This is a genomic window from Geodermatophilus sp. SYSU D01176, from assembly GCF_054050015.1.
In genome coordinates, this window is sequence record NZ_JBJGYN010000034.1 from 1 (window position 1) to 15,595 (window position 15,595).

General features: G+C 75.8%; 14 protein-coding genes. 7 read left to right on the plus strand and 7 right to left on the minus strand.

The window, feature by feature from the left end; all coding sequences use genetic code 11:
- Positions 1-38 precede the first annotated feature (38 nt).
- The 4 genes from ACI78Z_RS17085 to ACI78Z_RS17100 all read right to left on the minus strand — a co-directional run bounded on the left by ACI78Z_RS17085 (position 39) and on the right by ACI78Z_RS17100 (position 4,429).
- Positions 39-1,799: an acetyl/propionyl/methylcrotonyl-CoA carboxylase subunit alpha gene (locus ACI78Z_RS17085; protein ID WP_457037738.1), complete on the minus strand. Its 1,761-nt coding sequence runs from the start codon at positions 1,797-1,799 to the stop codon at positions 39-41.
- 59 nt (positions 1,800-1,858) lie between these two features.
- A complete protein-coding gene (locus ACI78Z_RS17090; RefSeq protein ID WP_457037739.1) occupies positions 1,859-2,467 on the minus strand; it encodes a Maf family protein in 609 nt (202 codons plus the stop codon).
- Positions 2,468-2,540: 73 nt separating this feature from the next.
- The gene (locus tag ACI78Z_RS17095) at positions 2,541-2,807 is read right to left on the minus strand and encodes an acyl-CoA carboxylase subunit epsilon (RefSeq protein WP_457037740.1); all 267 of its coding nucleotides are present in this window, start codon (positions 2,805-2,807) and stop codon (positions 2,541-2,543) included.
- On the minus strand, positions 2,804-4,429 hold the full coding sequence (locus ACI78Z_RS17100; RefSeq protein WP_457037741.1) for an acyl-CoA carboxylase subunit beta: 1,626 nt from the start codon (positions 4,427-4,429) through the stop codon (positions 2,804-2,806). The genes ACI78Z_RS17095 and ACI78Z_RS17100 overlap by 4 nt, the downstream gene beginning before the upstream one ends.
- Before the next feature lie 93 nt (positions 4,430-4,522).
- Between ACI78Z_RS17100 and ACI78Z_RS17105 the strand changes: the two genes are divergently transcribed.
- The 4 genes from ACI78Z_RS17105 to ACI78Z_RS17120 all read left to right on the plus strand — a co-directional run bounded on the left by ACI78Z_RS17105 (position 4,523) and on the right by ACI78Z_RS17120 (position 10,179).
- Positions 4,523-5,377 carry a biotin--[acetyl-CoA-carboxylase] ligase gene (locus ACI78Z_RS17105; RefSeq protein ID WP_457037742.1) on the plus strand — a complete coding sequence of 285 codons (855 nt, stop codon included), beginning with the start codon at positions 4,523-4,525 and terminating at the stop codon, positions 5,375-5,377.
- Positions 5,378-5,408: 31 nt separating this feature from the next.
- Complete coding sequence (locus tag ACI78Z_RS17110) at positions 5,409-5,999, plus strand: PH domain-containing protein (protein WP_457037743.1); 591 nt, start codon at positions 5,409-5,411, stop codon at positions 5,997-5,999.
- 71 nt (positions 6,000-6,070) lie between these two features.
- Complete coding sequence (locus ACI78Z_RS17115) at positions 6,071-7,222, plus strand: exonuclease SbcCD subunit D (RefSeq protein WP_457037744.1); 1,152 nt, start codon at positions 6,071-6,073, stop codon at positions 7,220-7,222.
- A complete protein-coding gene (locus ACI78Z_RS17120; protein ID WP_457037745.1) occupies positions 7,219-10,179 on the plus strand; it encodes an AAA family ATPase in 2,961 nt (986 codons plus the stop codon). The genes ACI78Z_RS17115 and ACI78Z_RS17120 overlap by 4 nt, the downstream gene beginning before the upstream one ends.
- A gap of 19 nt (positions 10,180-10,198) precedes the next feature.
- Here ACI78Z_RS17120 and ACI78Z_RS17125 read toward each other — a convergent pair whose 3' ends face one another.
- Positions 10,199-10,699 carry a hypothetical protein gene (locus ACI78Z_RS17125; protein WP_457037746.1) on the minus strand — a complete coding sequence of 167 codons (501 nt, stop codon included), beginning with the start codon at positions 10,697-10,699 and terminating at the stop codon, positions 10,199-10,201.
- 291 nt (positions 10,700-10,990) lie between these two features.
- Here ACI78Z_RS17125 and ACI78Z_RS17130 point away from each other — a divergent pair, with 291 nt between their 5' ends.
- Positions 10,991-12,424 (plus strand): acyltransferase family protein, encoded by a 1,434-nt coding sequence (locus ACI78Z_RS17130; protein ID WP_457037747.1) that lies wholly within the window; start codon positions 10,991-10,993, stop codon positions 12,422-12,424.
- A gap of 36 nt (positions 12,425-12,460) precedes the next feature.
- Here ACI78Z_RS17130 and ACI78Z_RS17135 read toward each other — a convergent pair whose 3' ends face one another.
- Positions 12,461-13,291: an alpha/beta hydrolase family protein gene (locus ACI78Z_RS17135; protein ID WP_457037748.1), complete on the minus strand. Its 831-nt coding sequence runs from the start codon at positions 13,289-13,291 to the stop codon at positions 12,461-12,463.
- Positions 13,288-13,764: a GtrA family protein gene (locus ACI78Z_RS17140; protein WP_457037749.1), complete on the minus strand. Its 477-nt coding sequence runs from the start codon at positions 13,762-13,764 to the stop codon at positions 13,288-13,290. Before ACI78Z_RS17140 ends, ACI78Z_RS17135 begins: the two co-directional genes overlap by 4 nt.
- Before the next feature lie 99 nt (positions 13,765-13,863).
- Between ACI78Z_RS17140 and ACI78Z_RS17145 the strand changes: the two genes are divergently transcribed.
- Together ACI78Z_RS17145 and purE are read left to right on the plus strand one after the other, a co-directional pair.
- Positions 13,864-15,069, plus strand: coding sequence for a 5-(carboxyamino)imidazole ribonucleotide synthase (locus ACI78Z_RS17145; RefSeq protein WP_457037750.1), 1,206 nt, complete (start codon positions 13,864-13,866; stop codon positions 15,067-15,069).
- Positions 15,070-15,077: 8 nt separating this feature from the next.
- On the plus strand, positions 15,078-15,581 hold the full coding sequence (purE, locus tag ACI78Z_RS17150) for a 5-(carboxyamino)imidazole ribonucleotide mutase (RefSeq protein ID WP_457037751.1): 504 nt from the start codon (positions 15,078-15,080) through the stop codon (positions 15,579-15,581).
- The last annotated feature ends 14 nt before the right edge of the window (positions 15,582-15,595 follow it).

Here is a 15,595-nt window from a genome sequence, read left to right on the forward strand (position 1 = left end):
ACCGGAGAACCGGTGGCGGCCCCTCGTCGGCCGGGCGGCTACCCCGCGTCGGCGATGGTGCAGATGACCGCGCCGCTGGTGACCGTGGCGCCCACCTCGGCGGACAGGCCGCTGACGGTCCCGGCCTTGTGCGCGGTGATCGGCTGCTCCATCTTCATCGCCTCGAGGGCGACGACGAGGTCGCCCTCGGCGACGGTGTCCCCGTCGGAGACGGCGACCTTGACGATGGTGCCCTGCATCGGGCTGGTCAGGGCATCACCCGACGCCGCCGACCCGCCGTGCCCGCCGCCACGCTTGCGCGGCTTGGCGCCGCCGGCCGCGGCCGGGGCACCCCCGCCCGCGGCCAGGCCCGCGGGCAGCGACACCTCCAGCCGGCGCCCGCCGACCTCGACGACGACGGTCTGCCGCTCCTCGGGCTCCTCATGCCCGGCCGGGGCGGCGGTGTACGGCGGGACCTGGTTGTCCCACTCGGTCTCGATCCAGCGGGTGTGCACGGTGAACGGCTCGCTGGTGAACGCCGCGTCGCGGACCACCGCCCGGTGGAACGGGACGACCGTGGGCATGCCCTCGACGACCAGCTCGTCGAGCGCGCGGCGGGCCCGCTGCAGAGCCTCCTCCCGGCTGGCGCCGGTGACGATGAGCTTGGCCAGCATCGAGTCGAACGCGCCGGCCACCTCCCCGCCGGTCTCCACGCCGGAGTCCCAGCGCACGCCGGGGCCCTGCGGGATCTCCAGCCGGGTCACCGGGCCGGGGGCCGGCATGAAGTTGCGCCCGGCGTCCTCGGCGTTGATCCGGAACTCGATGCTGTGCCCGCGCGGGGTCGGGTCCTCGGTGATCGACAGCGGCAGCCCGTCGGCGATGCGGAACTGCTGGCGGACCAGATCGATGCCGCTGGTCTCCTCGCTGACCGGGTGCTCGACCTGCAGCCGGGTGTTGACCTCGAGGAAGGAGATCGAGCCGTCGACGCCGACGAGGTACTCCACGGTTCCGGCGCCGTGGTAGCCGGCCTCCCGGCAGATCGCCTTGGCCGAGGAGTGGATGCGCGCCCGCTGCTCGTCGGTGAGGAACGGCGCCGGGGCCTCCTCGACCAGCTTCTGGTTGCGCCGCTGCAGCGAGCAGTCGCGGGTGCCGACGACGACGACGTTGCCGTGCGTGTCGGCCAGCACCTGCGCCTCGACGTGCCGCGGTCTGTCCAGGAAGCGCTCGACGAAGCACTCGCCGCGGCCGAAGGCCGACACGGCCTCGCGGACGGCGGAGTCGAAGAGCTCGGGGATCTCCGCCACGGTGCGGGCCACCTTCAGCCCGCGCCCGCCGCCGCCGAACGCCGCCTTGATCGCGACCGGCAGGCCGTGCTCCTCGGCGAAGGCGACGACCTCGTCGGCGCCACCCACCGGGTCCTTGGTGCCGGGCACCAGCGGCGCGCCGGCGGCCATGGCGATGTGCCGGGCCTGCACCTTGTCGCCGAGGGCGATGATCGCCTCGGGGGAGGGGCCGATCCAGGTCAGGCCGGCGTCGATGACCGCCTGGGCGAAGTCGGCGTTCTCCGACAGGAAGCCGTAGCCGGGGTGGATCGCGTCGGCGCCGGACCGCTTCACGGCGTCCAGGATCTTGTCGATCACCAGGTAGGAGTCGCCGGGCGTCGTCCCCCCGAGGGCGAAGGCCTCGTCGGCCGCGCGCACGTGCAGCGCGTCGCGGTCGGGCTCGGCGTAGACGGCCACGCTGGTCAGCCCGGCGTCCGTGCAGGCGCGGGCGACGCGTACCGCGATCTCGCCGCGGTTGGCGATCAGGACCTTCTCCACCGGTGTTCTCCCTCGGTCTCGTACTGCTCAGTCTGCGGGGCTGGGCGGGCGAGCGGAGCTCAGCGCCGCCAGAGATCGGTGATCGCCAGCCCGCGCTTGGCGAGCTGGTCGCGCAGCGTGGCCAGCGACAGGCCGACGACCGCCGCGGGGTCGCCGTCCACCCGTCGCACGAACGGCGCGCCGAGCCCGTCGAGGGTGAACGCGCCGGCCACGGCCAGCGGCTCGCCGGTCGCGAGGTACGCCTCGATCTCCTGGGGCGTCGGGCTCGCGAAGTGCACCACGGTGGAGACGACGGCGACGTCCCGGCTGACCACCTGGCCGTCCTGGACGTCGAAGAGCGCCTGACCGGTGTGCAGCACGCCGCTCCGACCGCTCATCCGCTGCCAGCGGTCGCGGGCGTCGTGCACGTCGGCGGGCTTGCCGAGCGGCTTCCCGCGGAACTCCAGCAGCGAGTCGGCACCCACGACCAGCGCGTCGGACTCCTGCTCGGCGACGGCCCGGGCCTTGGCGGCGGCCAGCAGGGCGACCTGCTCGCCGACCCGCGGAGCCCGCACCGACGACTCGTCGACCTGGCTGACCACGACCTCCGGCGTCAGCCCGGCCTGGCGCATCAGGGTCAGGCGGGCCGGCGACGCCGAGGCCAGCACCAGACGGCGGTCCACGCTCATGCTCTCTCCTCACTGGTGCCCGTCGTCAGCATCCGCCGCTCCGCCGTCCTGCCGCACGGACCCGCGAGCTCGTTCACGCGAACCGCCCGGACGCGCGCCAACCACCAGGGCCGGGACGCAGCGGACGCCGGTGGGCGTCACCGGATGACGCCCAGGCCCCGACCGGGGTGGGCCGTCGACGGGGGCGCCGTTGGGACAGCGCGGCGACGACGACCGTGAGTGCGGCGAGCTCCTCGGCCGAGGGCTCGCCCTTGACGACACGCAACAACGGAGGTCGTGAGGAGTGGGGTCCTTCCGCTGGCCGCGGTGGTCGTCCGGAGGACGACGATGTCGTCGTCACAGCGGGATGTTCCCGTGCTTCTTCGGCGGCAGGGTCTGGCGCTTGTTGGCCAGCAGCCGCAGCCCCTTGGTGACCTCGATGCGGGTCTCCGACGGGCGGATCACCTGGTCGACGTAGCCCCGGTCGGCCGCGATGTACGGCGAGAGCAGCGCGTCCTCGTACTCGGTGATCAGCTCGGCGCGGCGGGCGTCGGGGTCCTCGGCGTCGGCGAGCTCGCGCCGGTAGAGGATGTTCACCGCGCCCTGCGCGCCCATGACGGCGATCTGCGACGTCGGCCAGGCGAGGTTGAGGTCCGCGCCGAGGTGCTTGGAGCCCATGACGTCGTAGGCGCCGCCGTAGGCCTTGCGGGTGATCACGGTGATCTTCGGGACGGTCGCCTCGGCGTAGGCGTAGATCAGCTTGGCGCCTCGGCGGATGATCCCCTCCCACTCCTGCGAGGTGCCCGGCAGGAACCCGGGGACGTCGACGAAGGTCAGCACCGGGATGTTGAAGGCGTCGCAGGTGCGCACGAACCGCGCCGCCTTCTCGCTGGCGTCGATGTCCAGCGTGCCGGCGAACTGGGTGGGCTGGTTGGCCACGACGCCGACCGGCCGACCCTCGACCCGGCCGAAGCCGACCACGATGTTCGGCGCGAACAGCGCCTGCACCTCGAGGAACTCGCCGTCGTCGAGCACGTGCTCGATGACGGTGTGCATGTCGTAGGGGCTGTTGGCCGAGTCCGGGACGAACGTGTCGAGCTCGCGGTCGTCGTCGGTGACGCCGTCGGTCGTGGTGTCGGCCGGGGCGACCTCGATCGCCGGCAGCGGGTCGAGGTTGTTGCTCGGCAGGTAGGACAGCAGCGCCTTGACGTAGTCCAGGGCGTCGGCCTCGTCCTCGGCCAGGTAGTGGGCGACGCCGGACTTGGTGTTGTGGGTGCGGGCGCCGCCGAGCTCCTCGAGGGTGACGTCCTCGCCGGTCACGGTCTTCACCACGTCGGGGCCGGTGATGAACATCTGGCTGGTCTGGTCGACCATCACGATGAAGTCGGTGAGCGCGGGGGAGTAGACGTGCCCGCCGGCCGCGGCGCCCATGACCAGCGAGATCTGCGGGATGACGCCGGAGGCGTGCACGTTGCGCCGGAAAATCTCCCCGTAGAGGCCGAGGGAGACCACGCCCTCCTGGATCCGCGCGCCGCCGCCCTCGTTGATCCCGATGACCGGGCAGCCGTTGCGCATCGCGAGGTCGAGCACCTTCACGATCTTCTCGCCGTAGACCTCGCCGAGGCTGCCGCCGAAGACGGTGACGTCCTGGGAGAAGACGCAGACCGGGCGGCCGTCGACGGTGCCGTAGCCGGTGACGACGCCGTCCCCGAAGGGCCGCTTGGAGTCCATGCCGAAGTTGGTGGAGCGGTGGCGGGCGAACTCGTCGAGCTCGGTGAACGAGCCCGGGTCCAGCAGCGCCTCGATCCGCTCTCGGGCGGTCATCTTGCCCGCGGCGTGCTGCTTCTCCACGGCGCGCTCGGACCCCGCGTGGGTGGCCTCCTGCACGCGGCGCTCGAAGTCGGCCAGCTTGCCGGCGGTGGTGTGCAGGTCGACGCCGCCAGGGACGGAGTCCCCGGCGCTCTCGAGTTCAGCAGCGCTCACGCATCTCTCCTCGGTGGGGCTCGCCGGCGGCGACCGTGCGCTGCCGTGCCCGGGCGTGAGCTCCGTCGCTCACGGGTTCCGTAGCGTAGAAGAGTGCCCGAGCGCCCGCCGTCCCCCTCCGCCGACCCCTCGCGGGCCCCGCTCGACGGTCCGTCGCTGGCGACCGCGCTGACCGCCGACAGCCACCTGTGGCGCTCGCTGGAGGTCGTCCCCGAGATCGGCTCCACGAACGCCGCGCTGCTCGCGGCCGCGGCCGACGACGCTCCCGAGGGGACGGTCCTGGTGGCCGAGCACCAGGTGACCGGCCGGGGGCGGCTGGACCGGGTCTGGACCTCCCCGCCGGGCGCGGGCATCACCGTCTCCTTCCTGCTGCGCCCCGACGTGCCGAGCGCCCGCCGCGGGTGGCTGCCGCTGCTCACCGGTGTCGCGCTGGCCGAGGCCGTGGGCGAGGTCCCGGGGGTGCGGGCGTCGCTGAAGTGGCCCAACGACCTGCTCGCCGCCGACGGCGCCAAGCTCGCCGGCATCCTCGCCGAGGCGGGCGGTGCTGCACCCGGCCCACCCGCGGTCGTCGTGGGCGTGGGACTCAACGTCTCCACCCGCGCCGACGAGCTGCCGGAGACCGGCACCTCCCTCGCGCTGGTGGCCGGGCGGCCGGTCGACCGCGCGGCGGTGCTGCTGCAGTTCCTCCGCGGCTTCGAGCGCCGCTACCTCGCGTGGGTGCAGAGCCTCGGCGACCCGGTCTCCAGCGGGCTGGCCCGCGACTACCTCGCGTGGTCCTCCACGGTCGGGGCCGTCGTCGTCGTCACGCTGCCCGACGGCTCCACCCTCGAAGGGGTCGCCGAGTCGGTCGACTGGGACGGCCGGCTCGTCGTCCGGACGGCGCAGGGCACGGTGGAGCTGACCAGCGGCGACGTGCGACACGTGCGCGCACCGGCGCGGGAGGCGTGATCGGAGGGTCGCCCTCCGTCATCCTGAGCTGGTGGCCTACCCGGACAAGCTGCTCGCCGAGGACGAAGAGGTCGTCCGGCACCTGCACCCGCACTGGCTGACCCTCGCCAGGCCGGTGCTCGTCCTGCTGCTCGTGGTGGGCGGTGCCTCCTTCGGCGCGGCGCTGGTACCCGCGGGGCCGTCGCAGGGCACGGTGCGGGCGGTCGTCACGGGGCTCGCGCTGCTCCTCCTCGCCGCCGCCGTCCTGCGGCCGGTGCTGCGCTGGCGCTCCACGCACTACGTGATCACGACGCGCCGGGTGCTGCTCCGGGAGGGCGTCCTCGCCCGCCGGGGCCGCGACATCGCGCTGTCCCGGATCGCCGACGTCTCCTACCGGCAGACCCTGGGCCAGCGGCTGGTCCGCTCGGGCACGCTCACCATCGAGACGGTGGGCGACGGCGGCGCCACCGTGCTCGAGCGGGTGCCCGACAGCGACGGGGTCCAGCAGCTGCTCGTCGCGCTGATGGAGGAGGACGCCGACCGGCGCGGCGGCGCCGGTGTGCCGCTCCCGCGCGACGGGTGGGACGACGACGGCTGGACCCCCGCCGGCTGGACGCCCCAGCAGCGCACCACCCGCCTCTGACCGGGCTGTGACCGGCCCGTTCCGGCGTGGCTGGGCGGTTCTGTCGGTACCCCGACCTACCTTCTGCGCCCATGCGGCTGCTGCACACCTCGGACTGGCACATCGGCCGCTCACTGCACGGCGCCGACCTGCTGCGCGAGCAGGAGGCGGTGCTCTCCGGGCTGGCCGACGTCGTCGCGGCCGAGGCGGTCGACGTCGTGGTCGTCGCCGGTGACGTCTACGACCGCGCCGTGCCCTCCGCCGACGCGACCGGCGTGCTCGACCGGGTGCTGATGCGGCTGCGCAGCGCGGGGGCGGTCGTGGTCCTCACGCCGGGCAACCACGACTCGGCGCGGCGGCTCTCCTTCGGGGCCGGTCTGATGGCGCGCTCCGGCGTGCACGTGCGGGCCGCCACCAGCGCGCTCGACGAGCCGGTCCTGCTGCGCGACGAGCACGGCGAGGTCGCCGTCTACGGGCTGCCCTACCTCGAGCCGGAGCTGGCCCGGCACGAGCTGGGGGTGCCGGGCGCCCGCTCGCACGAGGCGGTGCTGGCCGAGGCGATGGAGCGGGTGCGGCGCGACCTGTTCCTGCGCCCCGGCGCCCGGTCGGTGGTGCTGGCGCACGCCTTCGTCGGCGGCGGGGTGCCCAGCGAGAGCGAGCGGGACATCTGCGTCGGCGGCGTGGACCTGGTGCCGGCGGCGGTCTTCGACGGCGTCGACTACGTGGCACTGGGTCACCTGCACCGGCCGCAGACGATCACCCCGCGGCTGCGCTACAGCGGCTCGCCCCTGGCATACTCCTTCGGCGAGGCCGGGCAGGAGAAGCAGGTGTGGCTGGTCGACCTCGACGCCACCGGGCTGGCCGGTGCCCGCCCGCTGGCGCTGCCCACCCCGCGTCCGCTGACCGTGCTCACCGGCACGCTGGACGAGCTGCTCGCCGACCCGGCCCACACGGGCGTCGAGGAGCACTTCGTCTCGGCCCGGCTGACCGACGACGTGCGCCCGGCGGACCCGATGCGGCGGCTGCAGACCCGCTTCGCGCGCTGCGTGCACCTGGAGTGGACCGGCGGCACCGGCGCGGGCGACGGCCGCAGCTACCAGGAGCGGCTGCGCGGCCGCAGCGACCTGGAGGTGGCCGGGGAGTTCGTCACCCACGTCCGCAACGGGGTCGGCGTGAGCGACGCCGAGCGGGAGCTGCTGCTCCGGGCACTCGGTGCGGCGGCCCGGGAGGAGCTGGCCCGGTGAGGCTGCACTCCCTGTCGCTCACCGCGTTCGGGCCGTTCCCCAGCACCGAGACCGTCGACGTCGACGCCGTCGCCCGCGACGGGCTCTTCCTCCTGTGGGGCCCCACCGGCGCGGGGAAGACGACGCTGCTCGACGCCGTCGTCTACGCCCTCTACGGCACCGTCCCGGGCGCGCGCGGCGAGGAGAAGCGACTGCGCAGCGACCACGCCGACGCCGCCACCCGCACCGAGGTCTCCTGCGAGCTCACCCTCGCCGGCGAGCGGCTGCTCGTCGTCCGCCGGCCCGAGCAGACCCGGCCGAAGAAGCGCGGCGCGGGCGAGACCACCGAGCAGGCCAGGCTCACCGTGCAGCGGTGGGACGGCGCCGCCTGGGCACCGGTCAGCACCCGCATCGACGAGGGCTCGGAGTACCTGCGGGTGCGGCTGGGCCTGTCCGCCGAGCAGTTCTGCCAGGTGGTGCTGCTTCCGCAGGGCGACTTCGCCCGCTTCCTGCGCGCCGAGCCGGAGGACCGCGCCCGCCTGCTGCGCACCCTCTTCGACGTGGGCCGCTTCGCCCGGGCGGAGGACTGGCTGGCCGCCGAGCGCCGGGCCGCCGAGGAGACGCTGCGCACGGACCGGGAGCGGCTGGGCCGGCTGCTCGACCGGATCGCGCACGCCGCCGACGTGGCGGTGCCCGAGGAGCTGGCCCCCGAGCTGGTCGGCGCCCGGCCCGGAGCATCGGTGAACGCGTGGGTCGCGGCCGTGCGCAGCCGGGCCGCTGGGGACCTCACCGCCGTCACCGCCGCGGCCGAGGCGGCCGCCGCCGCGAGCACTCGCCTGGACGCCGAGCTGGCCGACGCCCGCGCCCTGGCCGACCGGCACGCCCGGCGCGACCGCGCCCGCGGGGAGCTGGCCCGCCTCGCCGCCGAGGAGGAGCAGCTCGGCCCGCTGCGGGCACGGGCCGACGCCGGGCGCCGGGCCGAGGTGCTGCGCGACGTCCTGGAGGCCGCCGGCCGCTCAGCGGTGACCGCCGATGCCGCGTCCGCCGCGCTGGAGTCGGCGCGCGCCGCCTGGGCCGAGGTGGCCGGTGGCGGCGCGGCCGACACCCTGCGCGCCCGGGAGCTGCGCGACGAGGCCGCCGCGGCGCGGGCGCTGGTGCCCGAGGCCGAGCGCGCGGCCGGCCTCGCCCGGGAGCTCACCCGGCTGGACCGGGACGTCGAGACGCTCACCGCGCGCTGCGCGGAGGGCGCGCGCACCGCGGCCGGCTGGCCGGAGCGCGTCGCCGAGGCGCAGGCCCGGCTGGACGCCGCTTCGGCCGCCGCCGCCCGGCTGCCGGGGCTCACCGCGGCCGCCGACGCCGCCGGCACGGCGCTGGACGCCGCCGCCCGCGCCGAGCGGGTCGCCGCCGACCTGGCCGCCGCCCGGTCGACGGCGGAGGCCGCCCGTGCCGCCTGGGTCGACGCCCGCGAGGCGCTCCTCGAGGTGCGTGCCGCCCGCCTCGACGGCATGGCCGCCGAACTGGCCGCCGGTCTGGTGCCCGGCGCCGACTGCCCCGTCTGCGGCGCCACCGAGCACCCCCGGCCGGCCGGGCACAGCGGCCCGCGCGTCTCCCCCGACGACGAGGAGCGGGCGCGGGCGGTCGTCGACGCGGCCGAGGAGCGCACCGTCGCCGCCCGCCGGGTCGTCGAGGAGCGCGAGCGCGAGCTCGCCGTCCTGCGCGAGCGGGCCGGGGAGCTGCCGGCCGCCGAGCTCGCCGCGCGGGCCCGGCAGGCCCGCGCGGAGCGCGACGAGGTCGCCGCGCTCGCCGGACGGGTCGAGGCGGCCCGCCGGGACCTGGCCGCCCGGGAGGCCGGCCGGGACGCCGCGGCGGCCGCGCTGGCCGCCGACCGGGAGGAGCTGCAGCGGCGCACCGCCGAGCGCGAGGGGCGCGCGCAGGCGCTGACCGAGCTCACCATGCGGCTCGACGCCGCCCGCGGGGAGGACGCCGACCTGCCGGCGCGGGTCCGTCGGCTGACCCGGGCCGCCGAACGCTGCGAGGCCGTGCTGTCCGCCGAGGCCGAGGAGCTGCGGGCCCGGGCCGCCGCCGACACCGCGCGGGAGACCGCGGCCGCGCGCGCCACCGCCGCCGGCTTCGCCGACCCGCTCGACGCCGCCGACGCGCTGCTCGACGCGGGGGAGCTGGCCGGCCTCGAGCGGCGGCTGCGGCAGCACGACGAGGCCCGGTCGGTCGCCGCCGCGACGCTCGCCGACCCCGAGCTCACCGACCTGCCCGCGCGGCCCGACGTCCCGGCGCTGCAGCAGCGCTGCGCGGAGCTGACCGCCCGCCGGGAGGAGGCCGTCACCGCGCTGGAGCGGGCCCGGCGCTGCTCCACCGCGCTCGACCGGCTGGCCGGCGAGGTGGTCTCCGCCGAGCTGGAGCTCGCCGAGCGCCGCGCCCGGGCCGGGCGGGTCGCAGGCCTGGCCGACCTCGTCGCGGGCCGTGGCGCCAACACGCTGCGGATGCGCCTGCAGTCCTTCGTGTTGGCCGCCCGCCTCGAGCAGGTCGCCGAGGTCGCCAGCCGGCGGCTGCAGGAGATGTCCGGCGGCCGCTACACGTTCCTGCACAGCGACGCCCAGGCCCGGCACGGCGCCCGCGGCGGGCTGGGCCTGGACGTGTTCGACGAGTACACCGGCACCCGGCGCCCGACGAAGACGCTCTCCGGCGGGGAGAGCTTCATGGCGTCGCTGGCGCTCGCACTCGGGCTCGCCGACGTGGTCACCGCCGAGGCCGGCGGCATCCAGATGGACACGCTGTTCGTGGACGAGGGGTTCGGCACGCTGGACGCGCTGGCCCTCGACGCGGTGATGAACGTCCTGGACGAGCTGCGTCGCGGTGGCCGGACGGTCGGCGTCATCAGCCACCTGGAGGAGCTGCGCACCCGCATCCCCACCCGGCTGGAGGTCGTCGCCGGGCGGCACGGGTCCCGCCTGGCCGGCTGACCGCCTGGCCGGCTGACCGTCAGACCCGGCTGTAGACCTCGAGTTCCGGCTGGGACTTGTCCAGGCGCAGCAGCAGCTCGTCCGACGCGGGGCCGCACCGCCGGGACAGCGCGGACAGGGTGCGACGCAGCTCGGTGGCGGTCGTGCGCGCGGGCTCGAGCGGGTCCGGGGACCACACCGGCCACATGGTGGACTCCCGGTCGCCCTCCCCGCGCTCCCACACGGTGTGCACCACCGTGTCGCGGAGGCGGCACAACCGCGTCACCGCGGTCACCCAGCCGCGGAGGTCGTCGCGCAGCCGCGGGTCGCGGACGACCACGGTGACCAGCCGGTCGGCCACGTCGGCGGTCGTCGAGACCTGCGCGGGCAGCAGCACCGCAGCGGCCGGGTGGTCGAGCCGCGTGAGGACCCGCACCAGCCGCGCCAGCCGAGCCTCGGCATCGACCGCGACCCGGACCAGCTGGGCCACCGCCGCGTCCCAGGCCCGCAGGTCCGACTCCCCGGGCTCGAGCAGCTGCACGCCGTCCAGTCTGCCGAGCGTCGCGGGCGCGGCCGGCCAGGAGGCGGGAGGTGTCGCCTCGTCCGGCCTCCCGGGGCACAGGGGTCACAGCGGCCCCTCGGCGCAGGCAACCCCAACCCGCCCCGGGGGCGAGGGGGACTGCTGGGTCGAGTGTGACTCGTCCTGGCAGCTTCTGGGCTTTCCCGGCCGGATTTCAGTGACTTTCGAGTCAACAACCGTGTGCGGAGCGTGACTAGCGTCCAGGGGGTCCCGATCGCCGGGTCGACACCACCCCTTCCCCGGGAGACGCCGATGTCCGCAGCGCCGAGCGCACCTGCCGCCCGTCCCTCGTCGACCGACGCTCCCCGCCGGTCGCGGTCCGAGATCCGGGCCCTGACCGGGCTGCGGATCGTCGCCGCGGTGTGGGTGGTGCTGTTCCACTTCGAGGGCCAGCTGATGCCCTACGTCGACCAGCTGCCCGGGTCCCACGCCGTCATCAGTGCCGGGTGGATCGGCGTGGAGCTGTTCTTCGTGCTCAGCGGCTTCGTCATCGCCCGCAGCTACCTGGAGGAGTGCGGTCGGCGCTGGTCCACCGCGGGCGCGGCCCGGTTCGTGGCCAACCGCTTCGCCCGCGTGTGGCCGGCCTGGATGGCGGTGACGGTGGCCGCCTGCGCGTGGCTCCTCGCCGCCCCGCGGCTGGGGCTGGACCCGCACGTCGTCAGCACCCACCCCCCGCTGGACCTCACGGTCCTGCTCCGCCAGGTGACCATGACCCAGATGTGGGGCGAGTCCTCGCTGGTCGACGTGAGCTGGGTGCCGCCGGGCTGGTCGATCAGCGCCGAGTGGCTGGCGTACCTCACCTTCCCGCTGCTCGCCCTGGCGATGCGCCCGATGCTGCGCGTCCACCCCGCGCTCGCGCTGGTCCTCGCCACCGCGGCGATGTCCCCGCTGGCCCTGACGTCGTTCCTGCACGGCACCGACGACATCGAGATGAACTGGGTGCTGCGCATCGCCTGCAGCTTCGTCGCCGGCATCCTCGCCTCCTGCGCCGTCACCCAGCTGGAGGGCACCCAGCGCGGCGAGCGGTGGGGCCAGCGGCTGACCACCGCCGGGCTGGTCGCCGCGGGCGTCGTCCTGCTCTGGGCCAACTGGCGGACCGGCCAGGACCTCACGACCGGCGGCGAGATGGGCAAGTACGCGGCCGTGGCCGTCCTGTGCTGGCCGCCGCTGATCGCCGGCCTCGCGCTGACCGACGGTGGGCCGGCGCGGTTCCTGGCACGGGACGCCATGGTCTACGGCGGCCGCATCTCCTACTGCCTGTACCTCGTGCACTGGACCGTGCGGGACGTCGGCATGGCCGTGATCATGCGCGACCCGGCCGGTGCCGGTGCGCAGTCGCCGGGCGGCGCGCTCGCCGTCCCCGTCCTCGTCGTGGTCTGCTTCGCCCTCGCCGCCGGGCTCCACCACGGCGTCGAGGAGCCGGTCCGCCGAGGACTGGTCCGCCTCTGGGGTGGCCGGCGCGTCATCGACCCGGCTCCCGCGGCGGAGCAGGCCCAGCCGGCTCCCGACGCCGTTCCCGCGGGGGAGCACGCGACCGCTCGCTGGCTGACGCCGCTGCCCAGCGCCTCCGGCCGGGCGTGGCCCCTGGCGACGCCCCCGCAGCCGCGGACGGCGGCTGCCGCGGGCCTGCCCGTGGACGCGCCGCTGGCCGCCGGCGATGGGCGGACCCCCCGCTCGCGCGGCTGACGGCGCCGGTCGTGCCCGCGCGGCGGGCACGACCGGTCAGCCCTCCCCGGCGGAGGAGTGGAAGAAGGCCAGCACCGTCGGCAGGTCGAAGTGCGACGGGTCCCCGTGCTCGCCGGTGCTCTCCACCACGATCGCGTCGGCGCCGGCCTCCCGGGCCTGCCGGACGCAGGCGTCGCCGTTGGCGGCCTTCGGGACGACGGTGTCCTGCGGGGACGCCCACACCATGACCGGCACCGAGCCAGCCGGGTCGACGGGGGAGAGCCGGTCGAGGGCCGCGTCCACGTCGTCCCCGTGGGCGGCGTCGACGGAGTCGGCGAAGCGCGGGTAGACCGACGACAGATCGCACACGGGGTAGATGCCGGCCAGTGCCTCGACCTCGTCGAGCTCGGACCCGGTCGTCAGCTGGGCACCGGGCAGGCCACCCATCGATTCGGCCAGCAGGAACACCGACGTCGTCCCGGTGCGCGCCGCGGCCTCCTCGGCGGCGGCGGCGTGGGCGGCGACGGACTCCGCGTTGCCCCAGGCGTCACCGTGCGCGTCGCTGGCGACGACCGCGTAGCCCTCGTCCACCAGCCCCTCGACCAGCCGGGCCCGCGGCTCGGTGCCCAGGATGCTCTCCGCCGTCCCGCCGGCGCCGTGGAGGTAGACCACCAGCCGGCCGTTGGCCTGCTCCGGCACCCGCAGGACGGCGTCCACGCCGGCCACCTGGAACCGGGTGGTGCCCGGTGCGGCAGTGGGAGTGGGTGGAGCCGGCGGCGCCGGCGGGGTGGCCTCGGTGCCGCTCGAGCACGCGGTCAGCGTCAGCAGGACGCCGGCGGCGAGCGACCCGGCCCGACCGAGGCCGGGGCGCCGGTCGCCGGGCCTCACTGGCGGGCAGGGGCGACCGCGCCCGGCACCTCCACGGTGGGGAAGACCCAGCGGCGGTAGGAGAGGAAGCGGACGACCGTGCCGAGGCCGATCGAGACCACGTTGGTCAGCTGGAGGACGAGGGCGCCCTCCTGGTCCAGGCCGTACCGGACGAACGCGACCAGCCCCAGGCTCAGCGCCAGGGTGAGGCCGTTGACCACGGCGAACACCGTGTACTCGCGGCGCACGCCGGTCCGGGCGCGGTGGGAGAACGACCAGTGCCGGTGCCCGATGTAGGCCAGCGTCATGGACACCAGCGTCGAGACCAGCCTCGCCATGACCGCCGGGACGTCGGCGTACGCGTAGAGCAGCTGGAACAGCCCGATGTCGACGAGGAAGCACGCACCGCCGACGACGCCGAAGGCGCCGACCTCCTTGAGCAGCAGCCGCCAGGTGGTGCCGGCCCGGCGGGCCAGGTCGTCGAGGAGGGGCATGACCGTCGACTGTACGGAACCGGGCCGGGCCGAGGCCGTCCATCGCCGGACACCGGCCCGAGATCCCGGTCTCCCCACCTCGCTAGGCTCGGGCGCACCATGGCGTCCCGACTCGATCCACGTACCGGACTGCCCGTCGTGGCGATGGTCGGCGGCGGCCAGCTCGCGCGCATGACGCACCAGGCCGCGATCGCGCTGGGCCAGTCGCTGCGGGTGCTCTCCACCGGCCCCGACGAGTCGGCCGCGCTCGTGGCCGCCGACGTCCGCCTCGGCGACCACCGCGACCTCGACGCCCTCCTCGCCGTCGCCGACGGCGCCACCGTGGTGACCTTCGACCACGAGCACGTGCCCACCGAGCACCTGCGTGCCCTGGAGGCCGCCGGGCACCGGGTCGCGCCCGGCCCGGACGCGCTGGTGCACGCCCAGGACAAGCTGGTCCTGCGCCGGGCGCTGGCCGCGGCGGGGGAGCCGCAGCCGGCCTGGGCCGAGGTCGCCTCCGTCGACGAGGTCGCGGCCTTCGGCGACCGGCACGGCTGGCCGGTGGTCATCAAGACGCCGCGCGGCGGCTACGACGGCAAGGGCGTCTTCGTCGTCGACGCCCCGGACGACGTCGCGGAGATCTTCACCCGGTACGACGTCCTGCTGGCCGAGCAGCGGGTCCCGATGGTCCGGGAGCTGTCGGCGCTGGTCGCCCGCTCGCCCTTCGGCCAGGTCGCGGTCTGGCCGGTGGTGGAGACCGTGCAGCGCGACGGCATCAACACCGAGGTGCTCGCCCCGGCACCGGGGCTGGACGAGGCCGCCGCGACCGCCGCCCAGGAGCTCGCGGTGCGGGTGGCCGACCGGGTCGGCGTCGTCGGCGTGCTCGCCGTCGAGCTGTTCCAGACGGCGGACGGCGTCCTGGTCAACGAGCTGGCCATGCGGCCGCACAACTCCGGGCACTGGACCATCGAGGGCTCGCGCACCAGCCAGTTCGAGCAGCACCTGCGCGCCGTCCTCGACTACCCCCTGGGCGGCACCGCGATGGCCGCGCCGGTCGTCGTGATGGCCAACGTGCTCGGCGGGCGCGCGGCCGCGGAGGGCTGGACCGGGCCGTCGCTGGACGAGCGGGTGCACCACCTCATGGCGCACTGGCCCGACGTGAAACTGCACTGGTACGGCAAGGGCCAGCGCCCCGGTCGCAAGCTCGGCCACGTCACGGCCCTGGGCACCGACCTCGACGAGGTGCGCGCCCGGGCGGGCGCGGCGGCCCGCTACCTGGCCGACGGCGAGGTCGATCCGGCGTTCGCCTTCCCGACCGAGCACTGAGGAGCGGCGTGGACCCGATCGTCGGCATCGTCATGGGCAGCGACTCCGACTGGCCGGTGATGGAGCCCGCCGCCGCGGCGCTGGCCGAGTTCGGCGTCCCGTACGAGGCGCACGTGGTGTCCGCGCACCGCACGCCGCGCCGGATGCTCGAGTACGCCGAGACCGCCGCCGGGCGGGGGCTGCGGGTGGTCATCGCCGGTGCCGGGGGAGCGGCCCACCTGCCCGGGATGGTCGCGGCGGCCACGCCGCTGCCGGTCATCGGCGTCCCGCGTCCGCTGGACCGGCTCGACGGGCTGGACAGCCTGCTGTCGATCGTGCAGATGCCGGCGGGAGTGCCGGTCGCGACGGTGTCCATCGGCGGGGGCCGCAACGCCGGGCTGCTCGCCGTGCGGATCCTCGCCGCCGCCGACCCGGAGCTGCGGGCCGCCGTCGAGCGCTTCCAGGCCGACCTCGCCGAATCCGTGGTGGCCCGGGACGCCACGCTGCAGGAGCGGCTCGCTTCCCACGGATAGCAGGACGTCCTACT

What these genes read in the sequence shown, in the direction of transcription:
- ACI78Z_RS17090 (WP_457037739.1), bottom strand. Translation starts at nt 2,467, where the DNA reads ATGAGCGTGGACCGCCGTCTGGTGCTGGCCTCGGCGTCGCCGGCCCGC.
- ACI78Z_RS17115 (WP_457037744.1), top strand. Translation starts at nt 6,071, where the DNA reads ATGCGGCTGCTGCACACCTCGGACTGGCACATCGGCCGCTCACTGCAC.
- ACI78Z_RS17130 (WP_457037747.1), top strand. Translation starts at nt 10,991, where the DNA reads ATGTCCGCAGCGCCGAGCGCACCTGCCGCCCGTCCCTCGTCGACCGAC.
- ACI78Z_RS17140 (WP_457037749.1), bottom strand. Translation starts at nt 13,764, where the DNA reads ATGCCCCTCCTCGACGACCTGGCCCGCCGGGCCGGCACCACCTGGCGG.
- ACI78Z_RS17145 (WP_457037750.1), top strand. Translation starts at nt 13,864, where the DNA reads ATGGCGTCCCGACTCGATCCACGTACCGGACTGCCCGTCGTGGCGATG.